General features: G+C 50.8%; 9 protein-coding genes, 3 tRNA genes and 10 pseudogenes. 7 read left to right on the top strand and 15 right to left on the bottom strand.

Annotated features, from left to right (window positions below; translation table 11 throughout):
- Positions 1 to 37 precede the first annotated feature (37 nt).
- The 11 genes and pseudogenes from AACL06_RS07285 to gyrA form a co-directional block, all read right to left on the bottom strand.
- Positions 38 to 922, bottom strand: a pseudogene (locus AACL06_RS07285) (IS5 family transposase); the annotation flags it as partial.
- A complete protein-coding gene (locus AACL06_RS07280; RefSeq protein ID WP_339036613.1) occupies positions 855 to 1,016 on the bottom strand; it encodes a hypothetical protein in 162 nt (53 codons plus the stop codon). The gene AACL06_RS07280 and the pseudogene AACL06_RS07285, both read right to left, overlap by 68 nt.
- Before the next feature lie 237 nt (positions 1,017 to 1,253).
- A tRNA-Leu gene (locus tag AACL06_RS07275) sits at positions 1,254 to 1,339 on the bottom strand.
- A gap of 10 nt (positions 1,340 to 1,349) precedes the next feature.
- Positions 1,350 to 1,423 (bottom strand) — tRNA-Cys (locus tag AACL06_RS07270).
- A gap of 54 nt (positions 1,424 to 1,477) precedes the next feature.
- Positions 1,478 to 1,553: transfer RNA gene (locus AACL06_RS07265), tRNA-Gly, on the bottom strand.
- A gap of 144 nt (positions 1,554 to 1,697) precedes the next feature.
- Complete coding sequence (gene pgsA, locus AACL06_RS07260; RefSeq protein WP_339038342.1) at positions 1,698 to 2,246, bottom strand: CDP-diacylglycerol--glycerol-3-phosphate 3-phosphatidyltransferase; 549 nt, start codon at positions 2,244 to 2,246, stop codon at positions 1,698 to 1,700.
- Between the two features lie 56 nt (positions 2,247 to 2,302).
- Positions 2,303 to 2,599 (bottom strand): annotated as a pseudogene (locus tag AACL06_RS10635) (helix-hairpin-helix domain-containing protein); the annotation flags it as partial.
- Between the two features lie 104 nt (positions 2,600 to 2,703).
- Positions 2,704 to 2,856: pseudogene (locus tag AACL06_RS10630) on the bottom strand (GIY-YIG nuclease family protein); the annotation flags it as partial.
- A gap of 58 nt (positions 2,857 to 2,914) precedes the next feature.
- Positions 2,915 to 3,409: pseudogene (locus AACL06_RS07250) on the bottom strand (response regulator).
- A gap of 145 nt (positions 3,410 to 3,554) precedes the next feature.
- Positions 3,555 to 4,813, bottom strand: a pseudogene (locus AACL06_RS07245) (two-component system sensor histidine kinase RcsC); the annotation flags it as partial.
- A gap of 167 nt (positions 4,814 to 4,980) precedes the next feature.
- The gene (gene gyrA, locus AACL06_RS07240) at positions 4,981 to 7,608 is read right to left on the bottom strand and encodes a DNA topoisomerase (ATP-hydrolyzing) subunit A (RefSeq protein WP_339036612.1); all 2,628 of its coding nucleotides are present in this window, start codon (positions 7,606 to 7,608) and stop codon (positions 4,981 to 4,983) included.
- Between the two features lie 206 nt (positions 7,609 to 7,814).
- On the opposite strand from gyrA, the gene ubiG reads away from it, so the two are divergent.
- The 4 genes from ubiG to yfaE all read left to right on the top strand — a co-directional run bounded on the left by ubiG (position 7,815) and on the right by yfaE (position 12,754).
- Positions 7,815 to 8,543 (top strand): bifunctional 2-polyprenyl-6-hydroxyphenol methylase/3-demethylubiquinol 3-O-methyltransferase UbiG, encoded by a 729-nt coding sequence (gene ubiG, locus AACL06_RS07235; protein ID WP_339036610.1) that lies wholly within the window; start codon positions 7,815 to 7,817, stop codon positions 8,541 to 8,543.
- 344 nt (positions 8,544 to 8,887) lie between these two features.
- Positions 8,888 to 11,176, top strand: a complete 2,289-nt coding sequence (gene nrdA / locus AACL06_RS07230; protein WP_339036609.1) for a class 1a ribonucleoside-diphosphate reductase subunit alpha — start codon at positions 8,888 to 8,890, stop codon at positions 11,174 to 11,176.
- Positions 11,177 to 11,359: 183 nt separating this feature from the next.
- Positions 11,360 to 12,490 carry a class Ia ribonucleoside-diphosphate reductase subunit beta gene (nrdB, locus tag AACL06_RS07225; protein WP_339036608.1) on the top strand — a complete coding sequence of 377 codons (1,131 nt, stop codon included), beginning with the start codon at positions 11,360 to 11,362 and terminating at the stop codon, positions 12,488 to 12,490.
- Between the two features lie 3 nt (positions 12,491 to 12,493).
- Positions 12,494 to 12,754: a class I ribonucleotide reductase maintenance protein YfaE gene (yfaE, locus tag AACL06_RS07220; protein WP_339036606.1), complete on the top strand. Its 261-nt coding sequence runs from the start codon at positions 12,494 to 12,496 to the stop codon at positions 12,752 to 12,754.
- Between the two features lie 309 nt (positions 12,755 to 13,063).
- Here yfaE and AACL06_RS07215 read toward each other — a convergent pair.
- Positions 13,064 to 14,135, bottom strand: a pseudogene (locus tag AACL06_RS07215) (CinA family nicotinamide mononucleotide deamidase-related protein).
- On the opposite strand from AACL06_RS07215, the pseudogene AACL06_RS07210 reads away from it, so the two are divergent.
- The 3 genes and pseudogenes from AACL06_RS07210 to AACL06_RS07200 form a co-directional block, all read left to right on the top strand.
- Positions 14,115 to 14,259 (top strand): annotated as a pseudogene (locus tag AACL06_RS07210) (IS5/IS1182 family transposase); the annotation flags it as partial. The pseudogenes AACL06_RS07215 and AACL06_RS07210 sit on opposite strands and share 21 nt — an antisense overlap.
- Before the next feature lie 15 nt (positions 14,260 to 14,274).
- Positions 14,275 to 14,637: pseudogene (locus tag AACL06_RS07205) on the top strand (DNA adenine methylase); the annotation flags it as partial.
- A gap of 198 nt (positions 14,638 to 14,835) precedes the next feature.
- Positions 14,836 to 15,165: a hypothetical protein gene (locus tag AACL06_RS07200; protein ID WP_425336900.1), complete on the top strand. Its 330-nt coding sequence runs from the start codon at positions 14,836 to 14,838 to the stop codon at positions 15,163 to 15,165.
- Between the two features lie 187 nt (positions 15,166 to 15,352).
- On the opposite strand, the pseudogene AACL06_RS07195 reads toward AACL06_RS07200, so the two are convergent.
- From AACL06_RS07195 to AACL06_RS07185, 3 genes and pseudogenes are all read right to left on the bottom strand, one after another.
- Positions 15,353 to 16,799 (bottom strand): annotated as a pseudogene (locus AACL06_RS07195) (catalase).
- 422 nt (positions 16,800 to 17,221) lie between these two features.
- Positions 17,222 to 18,032, bottom strand: a pseudogene (locus AACL06_RS07190) (IS5 family transposase); the annotation flags it as partial.
- A complete protein-coding gene (locus tag AACL06_RS07185; protein ID WP_339036604.1) occupies positions 17,965 to 18,126 on the bottom strand; it encodes a hypothetical protein in 162 nt (53 codons plus the stop codon). The pseudogene AACL06_RS07190 and the gene AACL06_RS07185, both read right to left, overlap by 68 nt.
- Positions 18,127 to 18,153: the final 27 nt, after the last annotated feature.

Here is an 18,153-nt window from a genome sequence, read left to right as displayed (position 1 = left end):
GTCCCGTGAATGGGCATCTTTCAGGCAAGGCGTACACTTTCGGCATACCGGCGAGCGTCATCTTGTTTAATGCACAGATCATGGCCAGCGCCTCTGCAACTTGCCCATCATAATCTCGCAGCGACAGGTGACCACCAAATAGCTGTTTTACTCTATACCTCGATGTTGCCGCTATCGAACGTCGGTGGTAGCCTGTGATACTTTTCCACCGTGTGTTGTCTCCGGTAACGCGCTGGTTCACCACCGCTTGATTTCGCTCTGCATAGTCTGCCGACCAATAACGGGCTCCGCTGCTGGGCGGTATTAACGCCTTGAGCTTCTTGCCCCTTAACTCATCATCACACACTCGCGTATCCTAAGCCCGATCCGCTGAGGCGACTTTGATTTTACGGTACCTCTGACGGATGAGACCTGGGAAGGCTTCGGTATCGGTGACATTGCTCAAGGAAAGGTCAGCACAGGTGACCTCATGTGTTTCTGTATCTACGGCCAAATGCAATTTTCGCCAGATCCGCCGTTTTTCCTGACCGTATTTTTTTACTTTCCACTCCCCTTCACCCAACACGTTGAGCCCGCTAGAGTCGATAACGAGGTGCGCAATTTCACCCGGCGTTGCGGTTTTAAACGGGACATGGCCGGACTTTGCCCGCTTACTGATGCAGGTGTCGTCCGGGCAGTTCAACGGCACTTTGATCAGTGTGACAATGGAGTCGACGAAGCCCTGGAGGGCGCGAAGTGTCAGGCCGAAAATCCGTTTCAGCATCAATACGCTGGTGATTGCCATATCGGAATAATGTGGTGTGCGACCACGCAGAGAAGGTTTTGCCTCGCAGTACCAGGCGTGAAGTGCCGTTTCATCCACCGAGAAAGTGAGTGAACCCCGAGTGATAAGGGCGTTGTTGTAAGCCTTCCAGTTGGTGATGTTGAACTTTTGCTGGGCCACGGAATGTCGCTATTTTGATAGAAGGAGAGTGATCTGATCCTCTGGCCTGCCAAAAGTTCGATTTATTTAACAACGCCGTTCTCTCGTTGAAACAGGCAATATCCGGACATAAAAACTCTAGCCAGAAAGCAATTTATGGCCGAAGAGTGAGGATTGTCCCGGTGGTGGGTAGTCAGAAAAGGTGAATTTCTATGCTGATTTCAGATTTTATCTTCTGAAATCATCTTCTAAAGATGTGATGTTATGAAATGGGATTTAAATCACATAAAAGGCTCCTCTCGGCGGTCTAATTTATCTTTATAAATCAATGTGGTACCCGGGGCGGGACTTGAACCCGCACGGTAATAGGCCGAGGGATTTTAAATCCCTTGTGTCTACCGATTTCACCACCCGGGCTAGGGAATAATGGAGGCGCGTTCCGGAGTCGAACCAGACTGGGCGGATTTGCAATCCGCTACATAACCGCTTTGTTAACGCGCCTTAACTCTGCTTATCTTTTCAGGCTAAAGCCGGAAGTACCGACTTCATTGAGTCTGGAGCGGGAAACGAGACTCGAACTCGCGACCCCGACCTTGGCAAGGTCGTGCTCTACCAACTGAGCTATTCCCGCATTAATCAGAACTTGCTGATTTTTTTTCTATCTTTGGCAGTGGTTTACAGCCATCCAATGCCGTGCATTCTACTTACCTAGCATGATGAGTCAATAAAATTGTTAGCCCATCATATTCGTTTGCCGGTTTTTGCATCGCTTTGATCAGGGTTTAATCAGATCGTTTCGCGCCGTCTTCAAATATTGAAACATCGACCAGAAAGTCAGCACCGCTGCGATGTACAAAAGACCAAACGCCACGTACTCTACAGCACGCTCAGGACGCCAAAGCAACCCGATCAACGATACCATCTGCGCCATAGTCTTCACTTTGCCGATCCACGATACCGCTACACTGCTACGCTTGCCAGTTTCAGCCATCCATTCTCGCAGCGAGGAAATAATAATTTCACGGGCAATCATAGTGGCTGCTGGCAGGGTTACCCACCAGATGTGATAGTAATCTACCACCAGTATCAACGCCACAGCGACCATCACTTTGTCCGCCACCGGGTCGAGAAACGCCCCAAATCGGGTAGTTTGTTTCCAGCGACGGGCTAAAAAGCCGTCAAACCAGTCAGTTATAGCAGCAAATACAAAGATGATGGCGCAAACCATCGGTGCCCAAGGGAGTGGCAGATAAAATGCCAACACAAAGAATGGGATCAGAACTACGCGAAAAAAGGTAAGCCACGTCGGTATATTCAATTGCATCATGCTAGGGTATATCTGGCTGGAGTAAGAATTAAGAGTATGTTGCTACATTGCCATCAGTGTTTCAATGCATTGTAGATTTTTTCTGCCAGTGCTTGTGATATACCCGGTACTCTTGCAATTTCCTCAATACTGGCATTCAATAATGGCTGAAGCCCGCCCATATAATTCAACAACACTTGTCGCCGTTTTGGCCCAACGCCATCGATAAGTTCCAATGAGCTGGTATTTCTTACTTTTGCCCTTCGCTGTCGATGCCCGGTAATCGCGTGATTGTGCGAATCATCCCGAATGTGCTGGATAACATGTAGCGCTGGTGAATCCGACTGCAACGAAACACCCTCACCTTCCGGCACAGAAAGATCAGAGGATAAGATTTATCATCTCGTAAAAGAACGTTGTAGCGTGGTTGGTACTGTTTCATGTAGTTATGTTCTAGCAGCAGCGCTTCTTTTTCGGTATGTGTCACAGTTATGTCTATTTGTGTAATATTTTTAACCAGCATCTCAGTTTTGCGGCTAGCGATTTGTTGACGGAAGTAACTGGCGAGACGTTTTTTCAGGTCTTTGGCTTTACCGACATAGATGACCGTGCCAGTGACGTCATACATACGATAGACCCCATGCTGGCTGGTTAGGGTGCTTAGAAATGTTTTGGCATCAAAAGGCTCACTCACTACTTAATAACGTGTCCGCATTGAACAACCCGTTTCGGATAGCCAAGTGAGTCAGTTCAACATCACCGCTAATGTTCAGCAAGCTGAACATGCGGTAGCCATAACTGTTCACCGTCTTAGCGCTGAGGCTCAGTTGCTCTGAGATCTTATATCACATCCTGCGGGGCAGCCCCCTTGCTCAGGTAACCGGCAGGCACCCGCCTGCATCACTTTAGCAGGTAACGGATTTTCAGTGTAAACAGTTAGCATAATAACTTTGGCACCCGGCGTGTAACGCACAAGTTTGCCCGTGGCTTCTAGCCCACCAATACCTGGCATATTTATATCCATCAATACGATATCCATGGCGTTACCCTGGCAACATCATTACGGCGTCTTCACTGCATTGGGCCTCCCCCGCAACTTTTATACCTTTGATATCTTCAAGAATGCGTCGTATCCCTGCGCGCACCAGTTCGTGGTCATCAACAAGAAAAACGCTGATCAAGGAAAAATCTCAAAAAAAGAGAGTTACGCAATCAACCTCTGTTTTCGCCAGAGATGTTACTGGTTTTTCAGCCAAGAATGAACGCAGATTAATACATACTCCCGATTTATTCAACAAAGCCATCATATTGACAAAGTTTACCTGCGACAAAGTTTACCTGCTGCGCGCAGATGATGCGCATAATGCGCTCGCGGTCTTCGTGCGTTAGCAGATTGATATAATTGATATAATTGTGTGCTAGTTCATTGCTCAAAATATTAGTGCCATGGCTGATGCGTAGGATACAGATACCTACTGGGGCCGACGTAACAATTTTGCTGTTGAACTGCTCATGCTCTTCCAGCCGGAAAGCGCTGTCTTCCACTGGCAAGAACATTTTGAGTTCAAATAGCCAGGCCAGCGAAAACAGTACCAAATCTGACAGCAGGTTTAGCTGCACTGCATTGATGATCAATGTGTTGAAACGCTCCGCCACGATATCCACTGGCAGCGGATAAACAATGCTGAGTGAGGATGGCGGTAGCATACTCTTCATAATCAGGATCAGGTCACGGTAGTTATCAGCATAGCCGAAGTAGGTAGGGACATCGGGGTAGCTCTTGAGCGATGTGATCGCTCGCTGTCTGCAAGGCGGAGTATCGGTTCATTGTTCTCTTCCAGTAGGGTAACGCTGATTGGCAGGTTACCCGTGGTGACAAAATCCTCCAACCTTATGGTCTGCTCAATACCCATCTGTGCCTCCAGCTTGTTGCCAATATAAATTGGCGTCAGCATATACAGATAACCAATATCTGGCCGCTGTTGGCTGGGGCTTACACAGTATAGATTATTGTCTTTGCTCTGACTCATGCATCGTGGTGGCTCAATGTACGTTCGTTCAGAGATTTCAGCACATTATCATAGTTGCCCGCGGCGTTACAGCCGCCCAGTTCCACCATGCACAGGCCATTCCTAGCAATAAAAAATACCCGGTTAAGATCATAGGCCGCGACAAAGTTGTCTTTCCAAGACTGGATTAACCCGCTCAGTGACTCAAGCGATCTACGATAGGGGGGATTCAGCGTACAATTGGATCCTGGGGACAGCGGGAAAAATTGCGACGGCTGACCCTTTGCCGGGAATGAAGCTAGTGAATATGTCCTGACTGCTGACAAAACCATTGAGGCGATTTTCCGTCATGTACTTGATGTCGCGGATAATATCGGCCGAGTGACGGATATAGCCCTGAGCCTGCTCAAACTCCGAGTTGTATTCCATGCGGATATCTGATTATTTTTGATGCAGGATATTCAGAATATAAAAGGTAGTGAGCAGCGCCCCCAACGACCACAGCATAATCGCCAGCATTTTGAAAGGATAGCGTGATATCCGCAGCTTAGTTCGGAAAGAAGCTAAATATTTCAATCTGATACCATATAAAAGTAAACGTCGGTGCACGCGATCAACAAAGCTATAGTCTGCGATTTATTAGCCTAGCAATTAAACCATGTAACTAAAAAAGGGCCTAGCATTACCGCGAGGCCCTTTTGTATCAATGGTGTTTCACCACTTAGACGTACTCATAATCCCACTTAGTCGGTGGTATCGGTGTCATCGCCATCATCCAGCGGTGTCGCCTCTTCTTTCGTCTCTTCCGCACCCAGCTCCAAGCTGTCAAGCTCTTCGTCTTCCACGGGTTCAGCCACGCGCTGTAGGCCGACAACATTCTCGTCTTCCGCCGTGCGGATCAGCGTGACACCTTGGGTATTACGCCCCACCACGCTGACCTCCGACACCCTGGTACGCACCAAGGTACCGGCATCAGTGATCATCATGATCTGGTCAGTGGTTTCTACTTGTACGGCACCGACTACCTGACCATTGCGCTTGCTCACTTTGATTGAGATAACCCCATGAGTGGCGCGCGACTTAGTCGGGTATTCGGTAATTGCTGTGCGTTTGCCAAAGCCGTTTTGGGTCACAGTCAAGATAGCGCCTGCACCACGCGGCACGATCAGCGAGATAACGCTGTCGCCTACCCACAGGTTGATACCGCGCACACCAGTGGCGGTACGCCCCATAGAACGAACCTGCGTTTCAGGGAAACGCACCACTTTACCACTGGCGGAAAACAGCATCACTTCGTTGCTACCGTCAGTCAGATCGACACCAATCAGTTCGTCGCCCTCATTGAGATTAACGGCAATAATACCGGCGCTGCGCGGACGGCTGAACTCGGTCAATGCAGTTTTCTTCACAGTGCCGCTGGACATCGCCATAAATACATGGCGTCCTTCTTCATACTCACGCACCGGCAAGATAGCGGTAATACGCTCATTGGCTTCCAGCGGCAGCAGGTTGACGATTGGACGACCGCGTGCAGCACGACTGGCTTCAGGTAGTTGGTATACCTTCATCCAGTACAGACGGCCACGGCTGGAGAAGCACAGGATGGTATCATGGGTGTTGGCCACCAACAGACGATCAAGAAAATCTTCTTCCTTAATGCGGGCGGCAGAGCGCCCTTTGCCGCCACGGCGTTGGGCTTCATAGTCAGACAGCGGCTGATACTTCACATAGCCCTGATGCGACAGTGTCACCACGACATCTTCCTTATTGATCAGGTCTTCAATGTTGATGTCTAACGTATTGGCGGTGATTTCGGTGCGACGACTATCGCTGTACGGCTCTTTGACCGCCACCAACTCTTCGCGGATCACTTCCATCAGACGATCCGGGTTTTCCAGAATAAAAATCAGCCCAGCGATAACGTTCAGCAACTCTTTATATTCATCCAGCAGTTTCTCATGCTCTAAGCCGGTCAATTTTTGCAGCCGCAGATCCAAAATCGCCTGAGCCTGTTGCTCAGTCAGATAATACTTGCCATCACGGATGCCGAATTCCGGCTCCAACCACTCTGGGCGAGCGGCATCATCACCGGCACGTTCTAGCATCGCACGCACGTTGCCCAGTTCCCAAGCCTGAGCCACTAACCCAATTTTGGCTTCCGCTGGGGTTGGTACACGGCGGATCAGCTCAATGATCGGATCGATGTTAGCCAGCGCGATAGCCAGCGCTTCCAGGATATGAGCGCGTTCGCGGGCTTTACGCAGTTTGAAAATGGTACGGCGTGTCACCACCTCACGGCAATGACGAACAAAGGACAGAAGAATGTCTTTCAGGTTCAGCAATTTTGGCTGCCCCTGATGCAACGCCACCATGTTGATACCAAAAGTCACCTGCAACTGGGTTAGCGCATACAGGTTGTTCAGCACCACCTCACCCACTGAGTCGCGTTTAACTTCCATCACGATGCGCATACCGTCTTTGTCGGATTCGTCACGCAGTGCACTAATACCTTCTACGCGTTTTTCTTTCACCAACTCAGCAATCTTTTCAATCAAACGCGCCTTGTTCACCTGATAGGGGATCTCGTGAACGATGATAGTTTCGCGCCCGTTTTTGGCATCGGTTTCCACCTCTGCGCGCGCGCGCAGGTAGATTTTACCGCGCCCGGTACGGTAGGCTTCTTCAATGCCACGGCGACCGTTGATGATCGCCGCAGTCGGGAAGTCCGGCCCTGGGATGTGTGCCATCAAGCCTTCGATACTGATGTTTTCATCATCGATATAGGCCAGGCAGCCATTGATAACTTCTGACAGGTTATGCGGTGGAATATTGGTGGCCATACCCACGGCAATACCGGAGGCACCATTAATTAACAGATTTGGGATCTTTGTCGGCATAACGGCAGGGATCTGCTCGGTGCCATCGTAGTTAGGCACGAAGTCCACCGTTTCTTTTTCCAGATCCGCCAGCAGTTCGTGAGCAATCTTGGACATACGCACTTCGGTATAACGCATCGCCGCAGCGGAGTCGCCGTCAACAGAACCAAAGTTACCCTGACCATCAACCAGCATATAGCGCAGCGAAAATGGCTGAGCCATACGCACAATGGTGTCATAAACAGCGGTGTCACCGTGTGGGTGATATTTACCGATCACGTCCCCAACGACACGAGCCGATTTTTTGTATGGTTTATTCCAGTCGTTACCCAATACCTTCATCGCGTACAGCACGCGGCGGTGAACCGGCTTTAGTCCATCACGGACATCTGGCAGGGCACGTCCGACGATAACGGACATCGCGTAGTCCAGATACGAGTTTTTTAACTCGTCTTCAATGTTTACCGGTGTGATTTCTCTGGCAAGGTCGCTCATGGAGCTGCTATCCCTCTACTAATGATTCATCTGCCCACTGCCACCATAGTGGCAAAGGTGTAAAATTATACCATAAAGCACGCTTTACGGGAAAATAACGCTGCCATTTCGCGCGCGTCGTGCATCCGTAGTGCAGTAAAAACGCATCGGAGTTGCGCCGGAACATGTATAATACATGCAATGAAAACCAGGAGCCAGACACGCCCATGAATGCAGAATCATCCCACCGCGCGCAACAAAATGTCGATCAACAGGAAATCGCCAAGTTCGAGGCCGTGGCCGCCCACTGGTGGGATCTGGCAGGTGAATTCAAGCCCCTGCACCGTATCAACCCATTACGCCTGAACTACATCATGCAGTACGCCGATGGCATTTTTGGCAAAAAGGTGCTTGATGTTGGCTGCGGCGGTGGCATTTTGGCGGAAAGCATGGCGCACGAAGGTGCGCAGGTGACAGGCTTGGATATGGGGGCAGAACCACTGCAAGTCGCCCATCTGCACGCATTGGAAAGCGGTGTGAGTGTGACTTACGTGCAGGAAACGGTGGAAAGCCATGCCCAAGCCAATACACAGCAGTACGATGTGGTTACTTGCATGGAAATGCTGGAGCACGTATCTGATTCAGCCTCAGTGGTGTATGCCTGCGCTCGTCTGGTGAAACCGGGGGGGCATGTGTTTTTCTCTACTATCAATCGCAATGCCAAAGCCTGGCTGCTGGCGGTGATTGGTGCGGAATATATCCTGAAAATGGTGCCGCAGGGCACCCACGACCATAAGAAGTTCATACGCCCTTCCGAACTGATCAGCTGGGTTGACGGCACGCCACTGCGCGAAAAACACATGATCGGTCTGCATTACAACCCACTCACCGATCATTTCAAACTTGGCCGCAATATTGATGTAAATTATATGGTTCATATGCAGCACGAAGGCTAATCATCCCAAGCATCGGCTCTGTTTTTATGGGGTTTGGCGCATCCTGGCTCAAATGGCATTTTATCTAACGTTTAATAAAACGGCAAACGACCAGATGTTTGAGTTTTAAAGAAAAATAATATCCCGATATTGACAAACTTGTCGCCCCAGCCACAGCGCCCGCTCGAAACCCAAAGCCACATCTTAACCCTAAGTTATCCACAGTCTTGTTCACTTGCAAATACCCTTTTTTCCCACTATATTGTTATTTCACCGACACGCACCCCCTATATGTAGTGTTTACATACGGAGCAGAGCGACTACACTTCTGCTTAGGGGTACCCTACAGACAGGTAACAAACCACATGAACCAAAGTCTGCTCGTAACTAAACGCGATGGCCGCAAAGAGCGCATCAACCTCGACAAAATCCACCGGGTCATTGACTGGGCTGCCGAAGGGTTAAACAACATCTCGGTCTCTCAAGTAGAGCTGCGTTCGCATATTCAGTTTTATGACGGCATCAAAACCGCCGATATTCACGAAACCATCATCAAAGCTGCTGCCGATCTGATCTCCCATGATGCACCAGACTATCAGTATCTGGCCGCACGCCTAGCAATTTTTCACCTGCGCAAAAAAGCATACCGGCAGTTTGAACCGCCGAAGCTGCACGTTCATGTGATGCGCATGGTAGATATGGGCAAGTACGATAAGCTTCTACTGGAAGATTACAGCGCTGAAGAGTTTGAGCAGATGGACGCTTTTATCGATCACTGGCGTGACATGAACTTCTCCTATGCGGCCGTCAAGCAGCTAGAAGGCAAGTATCTGGTGCAGAACCGCGTCAGCGGTGAGATCTACGAGAGCGCCCAGTTCCTGTATATTCTGGTAGCCGCCTGCCTGTTCTCTAATTACCCGCGTGAAACCCGTCTGGACTACGTCAAACGTTTCTACAACGCGATTTCTACCTTTAAGATTTCACTGCCTACACCGATCATGTCGGGCGTGCGTACCCCAACCCGCCAGTTCAGCTCATGCGTGCTGATCGAGTGTTGCGACAGCCTGGATTCGATCAACGCTACCTCCAGCGCCATTGTGAAATATGTTTCGCAACGCGCTGGCATCGGTGTCAACGCTGGCCGCATCCGTGCGCTGGGCAGCCCGATCCGTGGTGGTGAAGCATTCCACACTGGCTGTATCCCGTTCTACAAGCACTTCCAGACCTCCGTGAAATCTTGCTCGCAAGGCGGGGTACGCGGTGGTGCCGCAACGCTGTTCTACCCGATGTGGCATCTGGAAGTGGAAAGCCTGCTGGTACTGAAAAACAACCGTGGCGTTGAAGGCAACCGCGTGCGTCACATGGACTACGGCGTGCAACTGAATCGCCTGATGTACCAGCGCCTGATCAAGGGGCAAGACATCACTTTATTCAGCCCGTCCGATGTGCCAGGAATGTATGCGGCGTTTTTTGCCGATCAGGACGAATTCGAACGCCTGTATACCCAATATGAGCAAGACGATAGCATTCGCCAGAAACGGGTAAAAGCGGTTGAGCTATTTGCTCTGATGATGCAAGAACGTGCTTCCACTGGCCGAATTTATATTCAGAACGCCGATCACTGCAACACCCATAGTCCGTTCGATCCGCAGATCGCGCCGGTGCGCCAGTCCAACCTATGTCTGGAAATCGCTCTGCCAACCAAGCCACTGGATGACGTCAATGACGAAAACGGCGAAATTGCCCTATGTACGCTGTCCGCCTTCAATCTAGGCACTATCGACAACCTCGACGATCTGGAAGAACTGGCAACTTTGGTGGTGCGTTCACTTGACGCCCTGCTGGACTACCAAGACTACCCGATTAAAGCCGCGCATCGGGGGGCGATGGGTCGCCGTACCTTGGGCGTTGGCGTGATCAACTTCGCCCACTATCTGGCAAAGAACGGCGTGCGCTACTCCGATGGCAGTGCTAACAACCTAACCCATAAGACCTTTGAAGCCATTCAGTATTATCTGCTGAAAGCCTCCAACCGCTTGGCGCAGGAACAGGGCGCTTGCCCGTGGTTCAACGAAACCAGCTATTCGCAAGGCATCCTGCCGATCGACACCTACAAAAAAGATTTGGATGTCATCTGCAACGAGCCATTGCACTACGACTGGGAAACCCTGCGTCAAGAGATCCAGGAAACCGGCCTGCGCAACTCAACGCTGTCTGCGCTGATGCCATCGGAAACCTCTTCACAAATTTCCAATGCCACCAACGGCATCGAGCCACCGCGAGGCCATATCAGCATCAAAGCGTCGAAAGACGGTATCCTACGCCAGGTGGTGCCGGAGTATGAGTGCCTGAAAAATGACTACGAACTGCTGTGGGATATGCCAAACAATGAAGGTTACCTGCAACTGGTCGGCCTGATGCAAAAGTTTATCGACCAGTCGATCTCCGCCAACACCAACTACGACCCAAACCGTTTCCCAGGCGGCAAGGTGCCGATGAAACAACTATTGAAAGACCTGCTCACCGCCTATAAGTTCGGTGTCAAAACTCTGTACTACCAGAACACCCGCGACGGTGCGGAAGACATACAGGGAGATTTGCACCCTGCCAAGGCCGATGATGACGGCTGCGAAAGCGGTGCCTGCAAGATCTAATGTTTGACACCCGTGGGCAGCGATCGGCGCCTGGTAAGCGTGATCGACACAGGTAGGGCAGCGCGGAGAAGAGGATTTTACGCACTGCCTAGTGCCAAAATGGCAAAATGGCAAGCAAGATAGCAAATTGGGATTGGGCGCTTCCAGCCCCTCATTTAGCCACGTTACTATGGACTAAGGCTTATGGAATATACCACTTTTTCTCAGAATAAAAATAACCCGTTGCTGGAGCCGATGTTTTTCGGCCAGTCGGTCAATGTTGCCCGCTACGACCAACAAAAGCATGAAATATTCGAAAAACTGATCGAGAAACAATTGTCCTTCTTCTGGCGTCCTGAGGAAGTTGATGTCTCCCGTGACCGCATCGACTATCAGGCGCTGCCGGAGCATGAGAAGCACATCTTTATCAGCAACCTGAAGTACCAAACGCTGTTGGACTCAATTCAGGGGCGCAGCCCGAATGTCGCCCTACTACCGCTGATCTCCATCCCGGAGCTGGAAACCTGGGTGGAAACCTGGTCGTTCTCTGAGACCATTCACTCACGTTCTTATACTCATATCATCCGTAATATCGTCAACGATCCGGCGCTGGTATTCGACGATATCGTAACCAATCAAGAGATCCTCAAGCGTGCGAAAGACATTTCTGGCTACTATGATGATCTGATCGAAATGACCAGCTGCTACCATCTGCTGGGAGAAGGCCGCCACCAGGTGAACGGCAAAACCGTCACCGTCAACCTGCGCGCACTGAAAAAACAGCTCTATCTGTGCTTGATGAGCGTCAACGCGCTAGAGGCGATCCGCTTCTACGTCAGCTTCGCCTGCTCGTTCGCCTTCGCGGAACGTGAGCTGATGGAAGGTAACGCCAAGATCATCAAATTGATTGCCCGTGATGAAGCGCTACACCTCACTGGCACTCAGCATATGCTTAACCTGATGCGTTCCGGTGCTGATGATCCAGAGATGGCAGAAATCGCCGTAGAATGCCAGCAGCAGGGCTACGATCTGTTCGTGCTGGCCGCCCAACAGGAAAAAGAGTGGGCAGAATACCTGTTCCGAGACGGCTCCATGATCGGCCTAAACAAGGACATTTTGTGTCAGTATGTGGAGTACATCAGCAATATCCGCATGCAGGCAGTTGGCCTTGAGCTGCCATTCAAAACCCGCTCTAACCCGATCCCCTGGATCAATGCTTGGCTTGTGTCCGACAACGTACAGGTAGCACCACAGGAAGTAGAAGTCAGCTCTTATCTGGTTGGCCAGATCGACGCAGAGGTGCATACCGATGATCTGAGCGATTTCGAGCTATAAGCGATGGCGATACCTACCGTGAAGCTGCGTACCACCGTTATGCAGTTTACCTGCCCGAAAAGTGAACACTGCCTGCTTGAGGTACTGGAGTTGCACGCGGTTGAGGTGGAGTACCAGTGTCGCTCTGGCTACTGTGGTGCCTGCCGCCTGAAGCTGGTGAAAGGGGAAGTGGCCTATTGCCAACCACCGCTGGCGTTAATCAATGACGGTGAGATCCTGCCCTGCTGTTGCATGCCGGTAACGGACATCGAGCTGGATATCTGATTCATAACAATAGCCTGCAATCATCTGGATATCCCCTGTGACTTGCGAGTTGCCGCGTTGTTGGTTGCAGTTTGAAAGCGCCGGGTATAAATAGCAAAATCGTAATATAGACAACAGGTAACTAGTGAAACACATGCTTTAACCGCAGAAGGGCTACCATAGCGATATCTATACGCCTTTTCGCACACACAGTGCCCAAGACGAACAGTCTCAAACAACTGCAGTAAAGAGTAACAGCATTCCCATAACATGAGTTCCCACTATAATATTAGGATTAATAAAGGATACATTACTGCCATCAAGCATTCTTTACTCGACGATCTCAATAATCTCCAACCCACCGTTTTTACCACACACTTGGCCACCGTACAACCAGCGCCGCAGCATGTCCAACGCCAGCATTGCCACCGATGCTTGTCGCAGTTACATGCTGTGGTGAGAGGCGCGGTAACGTACGGTTTGTCCCATGCCGCCGCGCGGTGTGTGCAGTACAACGCTAACCTGATCGTCGCTCATGGCGCTGACTGCCAACACCAGCGGCGCGCCTGCACGGTGTAGTTGCAGATTGAGCAACCCACCACTGAACTGCTCGCTCAGAGCCAACGTCAACCCCTGCTGATGTAACCGCTGTGTCAACACTGCTGGCAATCCGGTCGTGCCTTCAAAGATGCAGTTGTCTCCCGCCACCTCCCGCACCTGCTACCAGGCTAGCATCATTTCAGCGCTTCGGCTTAGCGGGCCAGTGAGCTTCAATTCGATAATCGGGCTGGAAGAGCGATAACCCAACACCACGTCATGGGGGTAGCACCATGTCAGCGAGTTCCTCCGCCAGATCGCTTTCAGAGGTGCCGAAGGTAGTCAAACGCAGGCACAGCCGAGGTTCCAGCAGGGCAAAGCGCTGGCGCAGGCGCGGCACAATCTGCTGCTCGATCATCACTTTTAATTTCGAAGGAACGCCGGGGGTGAAGAACATCAGGTAGTGATTCAACTGCAAACTGAAACCGCACGCAGTGCCGACCGGATTATCCAGCATCTCGGCGTGAGCCGGTATCTGCGCCTGTTTGCGGTTGGAGGCAGCCATCGGCCGACCGCGCTTGGCGAAATAGGCCTCAATACGTGCCAGCCATGCGGCATGTTCAACCAACCCTACGCCGCAGGCATTAGCGGCGGCCAATGCGCTGAGATCATCTCTGGTTGGCCCTAAACTGCCGTTAACGATCAACACGTCGGCAATGTGGCTACGTTCTTGCAGTGTCTCGATCAAAGAAAAGAGGCTGTCCCCTACCGTTTCTCGCCTGCTCATTGGCATACCTTGCTCGAACAGATAATCCGCTAGCCAGGCGGCTTTGGTATCAACAACGCCATGTACAGAGTAAAACAGCTATTTGGTGGTCACCTGTCTCTGCGAGATTATGATGCGCAAGTTGCAGAGGCGATGGCCATGACTCTATGCATTAAACAAGATGACGCTCGCCGGTATGCTAGAAAGTGTACGCCTTGCCTGAAAGATGCCCATTCAGGGGACTCTTTATTCCAAATCCGATTTATTCAATAAAGCCACGTTAAGGCTGGAGGAAAATCTCTCAGCAGCTCATCTACGGCTTTCTCGTACAACGATAGAACATCTTAGCTGGCTTGAATGCATAGAGAAATATGATCGTCCTCATACCCTGTTTTATCTTGATCCCCCCTATTGGGGCACGCAGGGTTATGGCGTTGAGTTTGGTCTGGAACAATACGATGCCATAGCCAAAATGGCTCGCAAAATCAAAGGTAGCATGATCATATCGGTAAATGACATCCCGGATATGCGACAAACGTTATCTGGCTTGTACATTGAAGCAGTCGAACTTAAATATTCGATAGTCAGTAACCGTCATTAGGGAAAAGAGTTAATCATCAGGAACTTTACCTGACGGCTAATTGCAAACAATTCTGCACTGTCCGAATCATACGTTTTTTATTGGGTTCAGCAGTGCAGAATTACCGCAAAACAGTCCGGAATTTTTCGCCGCGCTACAAAGCGCGCTGATACGCGGCCTGGCGTTGGTCTGCCGTTAGACGGTTGCGAAATTAAACTGGTGAATCAAGAGATATGGGTTCGTGCGCAGAGCCTGGCGCTGGGCTATTGGCAGCAGCGTGGTTTGCAGCCGCTGGCCGATGACCAAGGCTGGTTCTATACCCAGGATCGCTGCGTGATGGAGCAGGTAGAACTGCGCGTTTTCGGTCGGCTGGACAACCTATTTTTCAGCGGTGGGGAAGGCGTACAACCGGAAGATATTGAGCGCGTACTGGCAACACACCCACAAATTTTACAGGTATTTGTAGTAAAGATGGATGATATGGAGTTTGGTCAACGCCCGGTGGCGGTGATCGACAGCGAGCAGCTATTGACACTGGAGCACTGCTGAATTGGTGCACATGAACCGCTGGCTAGTTTCCAACGCCGCGCAGCCTTGTTCAACTTGCCTAAGTGAGTTGAAAAAGGGCGGAATCAAGATCTCGCGCCAGCAGTTGCAGTAATCGGTGGCGGTACAAATTTCTGCGGCGTAAAAAGCCGCCTAGGTTGAGTAGGCGGTTTTGATCTCAAGCGGCGGCTTACTTCAGGTCGAGTTCTTTAGCAACACCGTCACCGTAATCTGGATGCACCTGGGTAAACAGTGCGACTTGGCGTCGCTGGATCGGCTCAGGCACTTGCGACAGCTCAGCGGCGATGCGGGTGAACATCCGTTGATGCTCTTCGGCACTCAGCAGATTAAACAGTGCGCGCGGTTGGCTGTAGTAATCGTCGTCCTCGCGATGATTCCAGTGTTTAGCCGCACCTTCGATACTCAACGGCGGTTCGCTGAAGTCCGGCTGATCCTGGAACAGGCCGAGGGTGTTCTGCTCGTAGGTTACCTCGTTACCGCGTTACCGCTGTTACCGTCCACGCGCATCGCGCCATCGCGGTGATAATTGTGGAACGGGCATTTGGCCGCGTTGACCGGGATCTAGTAATGGTTCACGCCCAAATGGTAGCGGGGCGCATCACCGTAGGAGAACAGACGGCCCTGTAACATTTTGTCCGGTGAGAAGCTTATGCCCGGCACGATGTTAGCTGGGTTCATCGCTACCTGTTCAACCTCGGAAAAATAGTTATCCGGGTTGTGGTTCAGCTCAAAGAAGCCAACATCGATCAGCGGGTAGTAGCCGTGTGGCTACACCTTGGTCAGATCAAACGGGTTATAAGTAGTTTGCGAGGCTTGGTGCTCCGGCATGATCTGGATCTGTAGATTCCAGCTAGGGAAATCACCGCGCTCAATCGCCTCAAACTGATCGCGCTGTGAGCTTTCGCGATCCTTGGCGATGATGGCTTCCGCCTCGTCATCCATTATATTTTCAATGCCCTGTTGGCAGATGGACTGAAACTTCACCCATAAACGCTGGTTATCGGCATTGATGAAGCTGTAAGTCTGGCTACCGAAGCCCTGCATGTGACGGTAAGATTTAGGCAGGCCGCGATCGCTGAAATCGATGGTCAGTTGGTGCAACGATTCTGGCTGGAGGGAGAAGAAATCCCATTTGTACACCAGGTTGCGTAGGTTGGTGTACGGATCACGTTTCACTACGTGGTTAAGGTCGGGGAATTTCAGCGGATCCCGCAGGTAGAACACTGGCGTATCATTGCCCACCAGATCCCAGTTTCCCTCTTCGGTATAGAACTTCATGGAGAAGCGGCGAATATCACGCTCGGCATCGGCAGCGCCGCGCTCGCCAGCCACTGTAGAGAAGCGGACAAACATGTCGGTTTTTTGCCAATGTCGGAGAAGATTTTTTCTCGGGTATATTTGGTAATATCGTGGGTGACGGTGAAGGTGCCGTAGGCACCAGAACCTTTAGCGTGCATGCGGCGCTCAGGTATGAACTCGCGGTCAAAGTAGGCCAGTTTTTCTAAGTACCAAACGTCTTGCAGCAGCATCGGTCCGCGTTTTCCTGCGGTGATCACGTTATTGTTGTCAACAACCGGTGCGCCAGCTGTGGTGGTCAGTCCTTTCTTGCTCATCATGTGCTTCTTATCGTATTTTGGTTAAGGCTCGGGCGGTTTAAACGTTCAACATCATCATGTTGCCAAAGAACTGTCGTCTTTGATCTTAGTTAAGACATTAATAATAGTTGTAGACCTATTGAACGCCTACGGTAAATGGGTCTGAGTGATTTTTAGTATTGCCTTGGTAAGTTTTATTCTTGTTTTCACCGCTTTACATTTATTTGATTAATTAAGAATTTTTGAGTTTTTATCCCTAAAGGCAGGTGACGCCTTGGTATAGACTGGTAGGGTATTGGGTGAAAAATTATTGACGGCCTTCATGGAATGATAAAAAAATAGGGGAGAAATCGATGTTAAGGGTGGAGATGCTCAGCACCGGTGATGATGTGTTGCACGGGGCTTTGTTGAATAAATCGGATTTGGAATACAGAGTCCCCTGGCAGAGACAGGTGACCACCAAATAGCTGTTTTACTCTATACCTCGCTGTTGCCGCTATCGAACGTCGGTGGTAGCCTGTGATACTTTTCCACCGTGTGTTGTCTCCGGTAACGCGCTGGTTCGCCACCGCTTGATTGCGCTCTGCATAGTCTGCCGACCAATAACGGGCTCCGCTTTTGGGCGGTATTAACGCCCTGAGCTTCTTGCCCCTTAACTCATCATCACACACTCGCGTATCCTAAGCCCGATCCGCCGAGGCGACTTTGATTTTACGGTACCTCTGGCGGATGAGACCTGGGAAGGCTTCGGTATCGGTGACATTGCTCAAGGAAAGGTCAGCACAGATGACCTCATGTGTTTCTGTATCTACGGCCAAATGCAGTGTTCGCCAGATCCGCCGTTTTTCCTGACCGTATTTTTTTACCTTCCACTCCCCTTAACCCAACACGTTGAGCGTTGAGCCCGCTAGAGTCGATAACGAGGTGCGCAATTTCACCCGGCGTTGGGGTTTTAAACGGGACATGGCCGGACTTCGCCCGCTTACTGATGCAGGTGTCGTCCGGGCAGTTCAACGGCACTTTGATCAGTGTGACAATGGAGTCGCCGAAGCCCTGGAGGGCGCGAAGTGTCAGGCCGAAAATCCGTTTCAGCATCAATACGCTGGTGATTGCCATATCGGAATAATGTGGTGGGCGACCACGCAGAGAAGGTTTTTCCTCGCAGTACCAGGCGTAAAGTGCCGTTTCATCCACCGAGAAAGTGAGTGAACCCCGAGCGATAAGGGCGTTGTTGTAAGCCTTCCAGGTGGTGATGTTGAACTTTTGCTGGGCCACGGAATGTCGCTATTTTGACAGAAGGAGAGTGATCTGATCCTCGTCCCGGCCAAAAGTTCGATTTATTCAACAACGCCCCTTAGCGAACAAAAAATAACAT

The organism is Serratia symbiotica (Periphyllus acericola) (assembly GCF_964019515.1).
Lineage (GTDB): Bacteria > Pseudomonadota > Gammaproteobacteria > Enterobacterales > Enterobacteriaceae > Serratia > Serratia symbiotica_D.
This window is presented reverse-complemented; position numbering and strand designations above follow the sequence as displayed.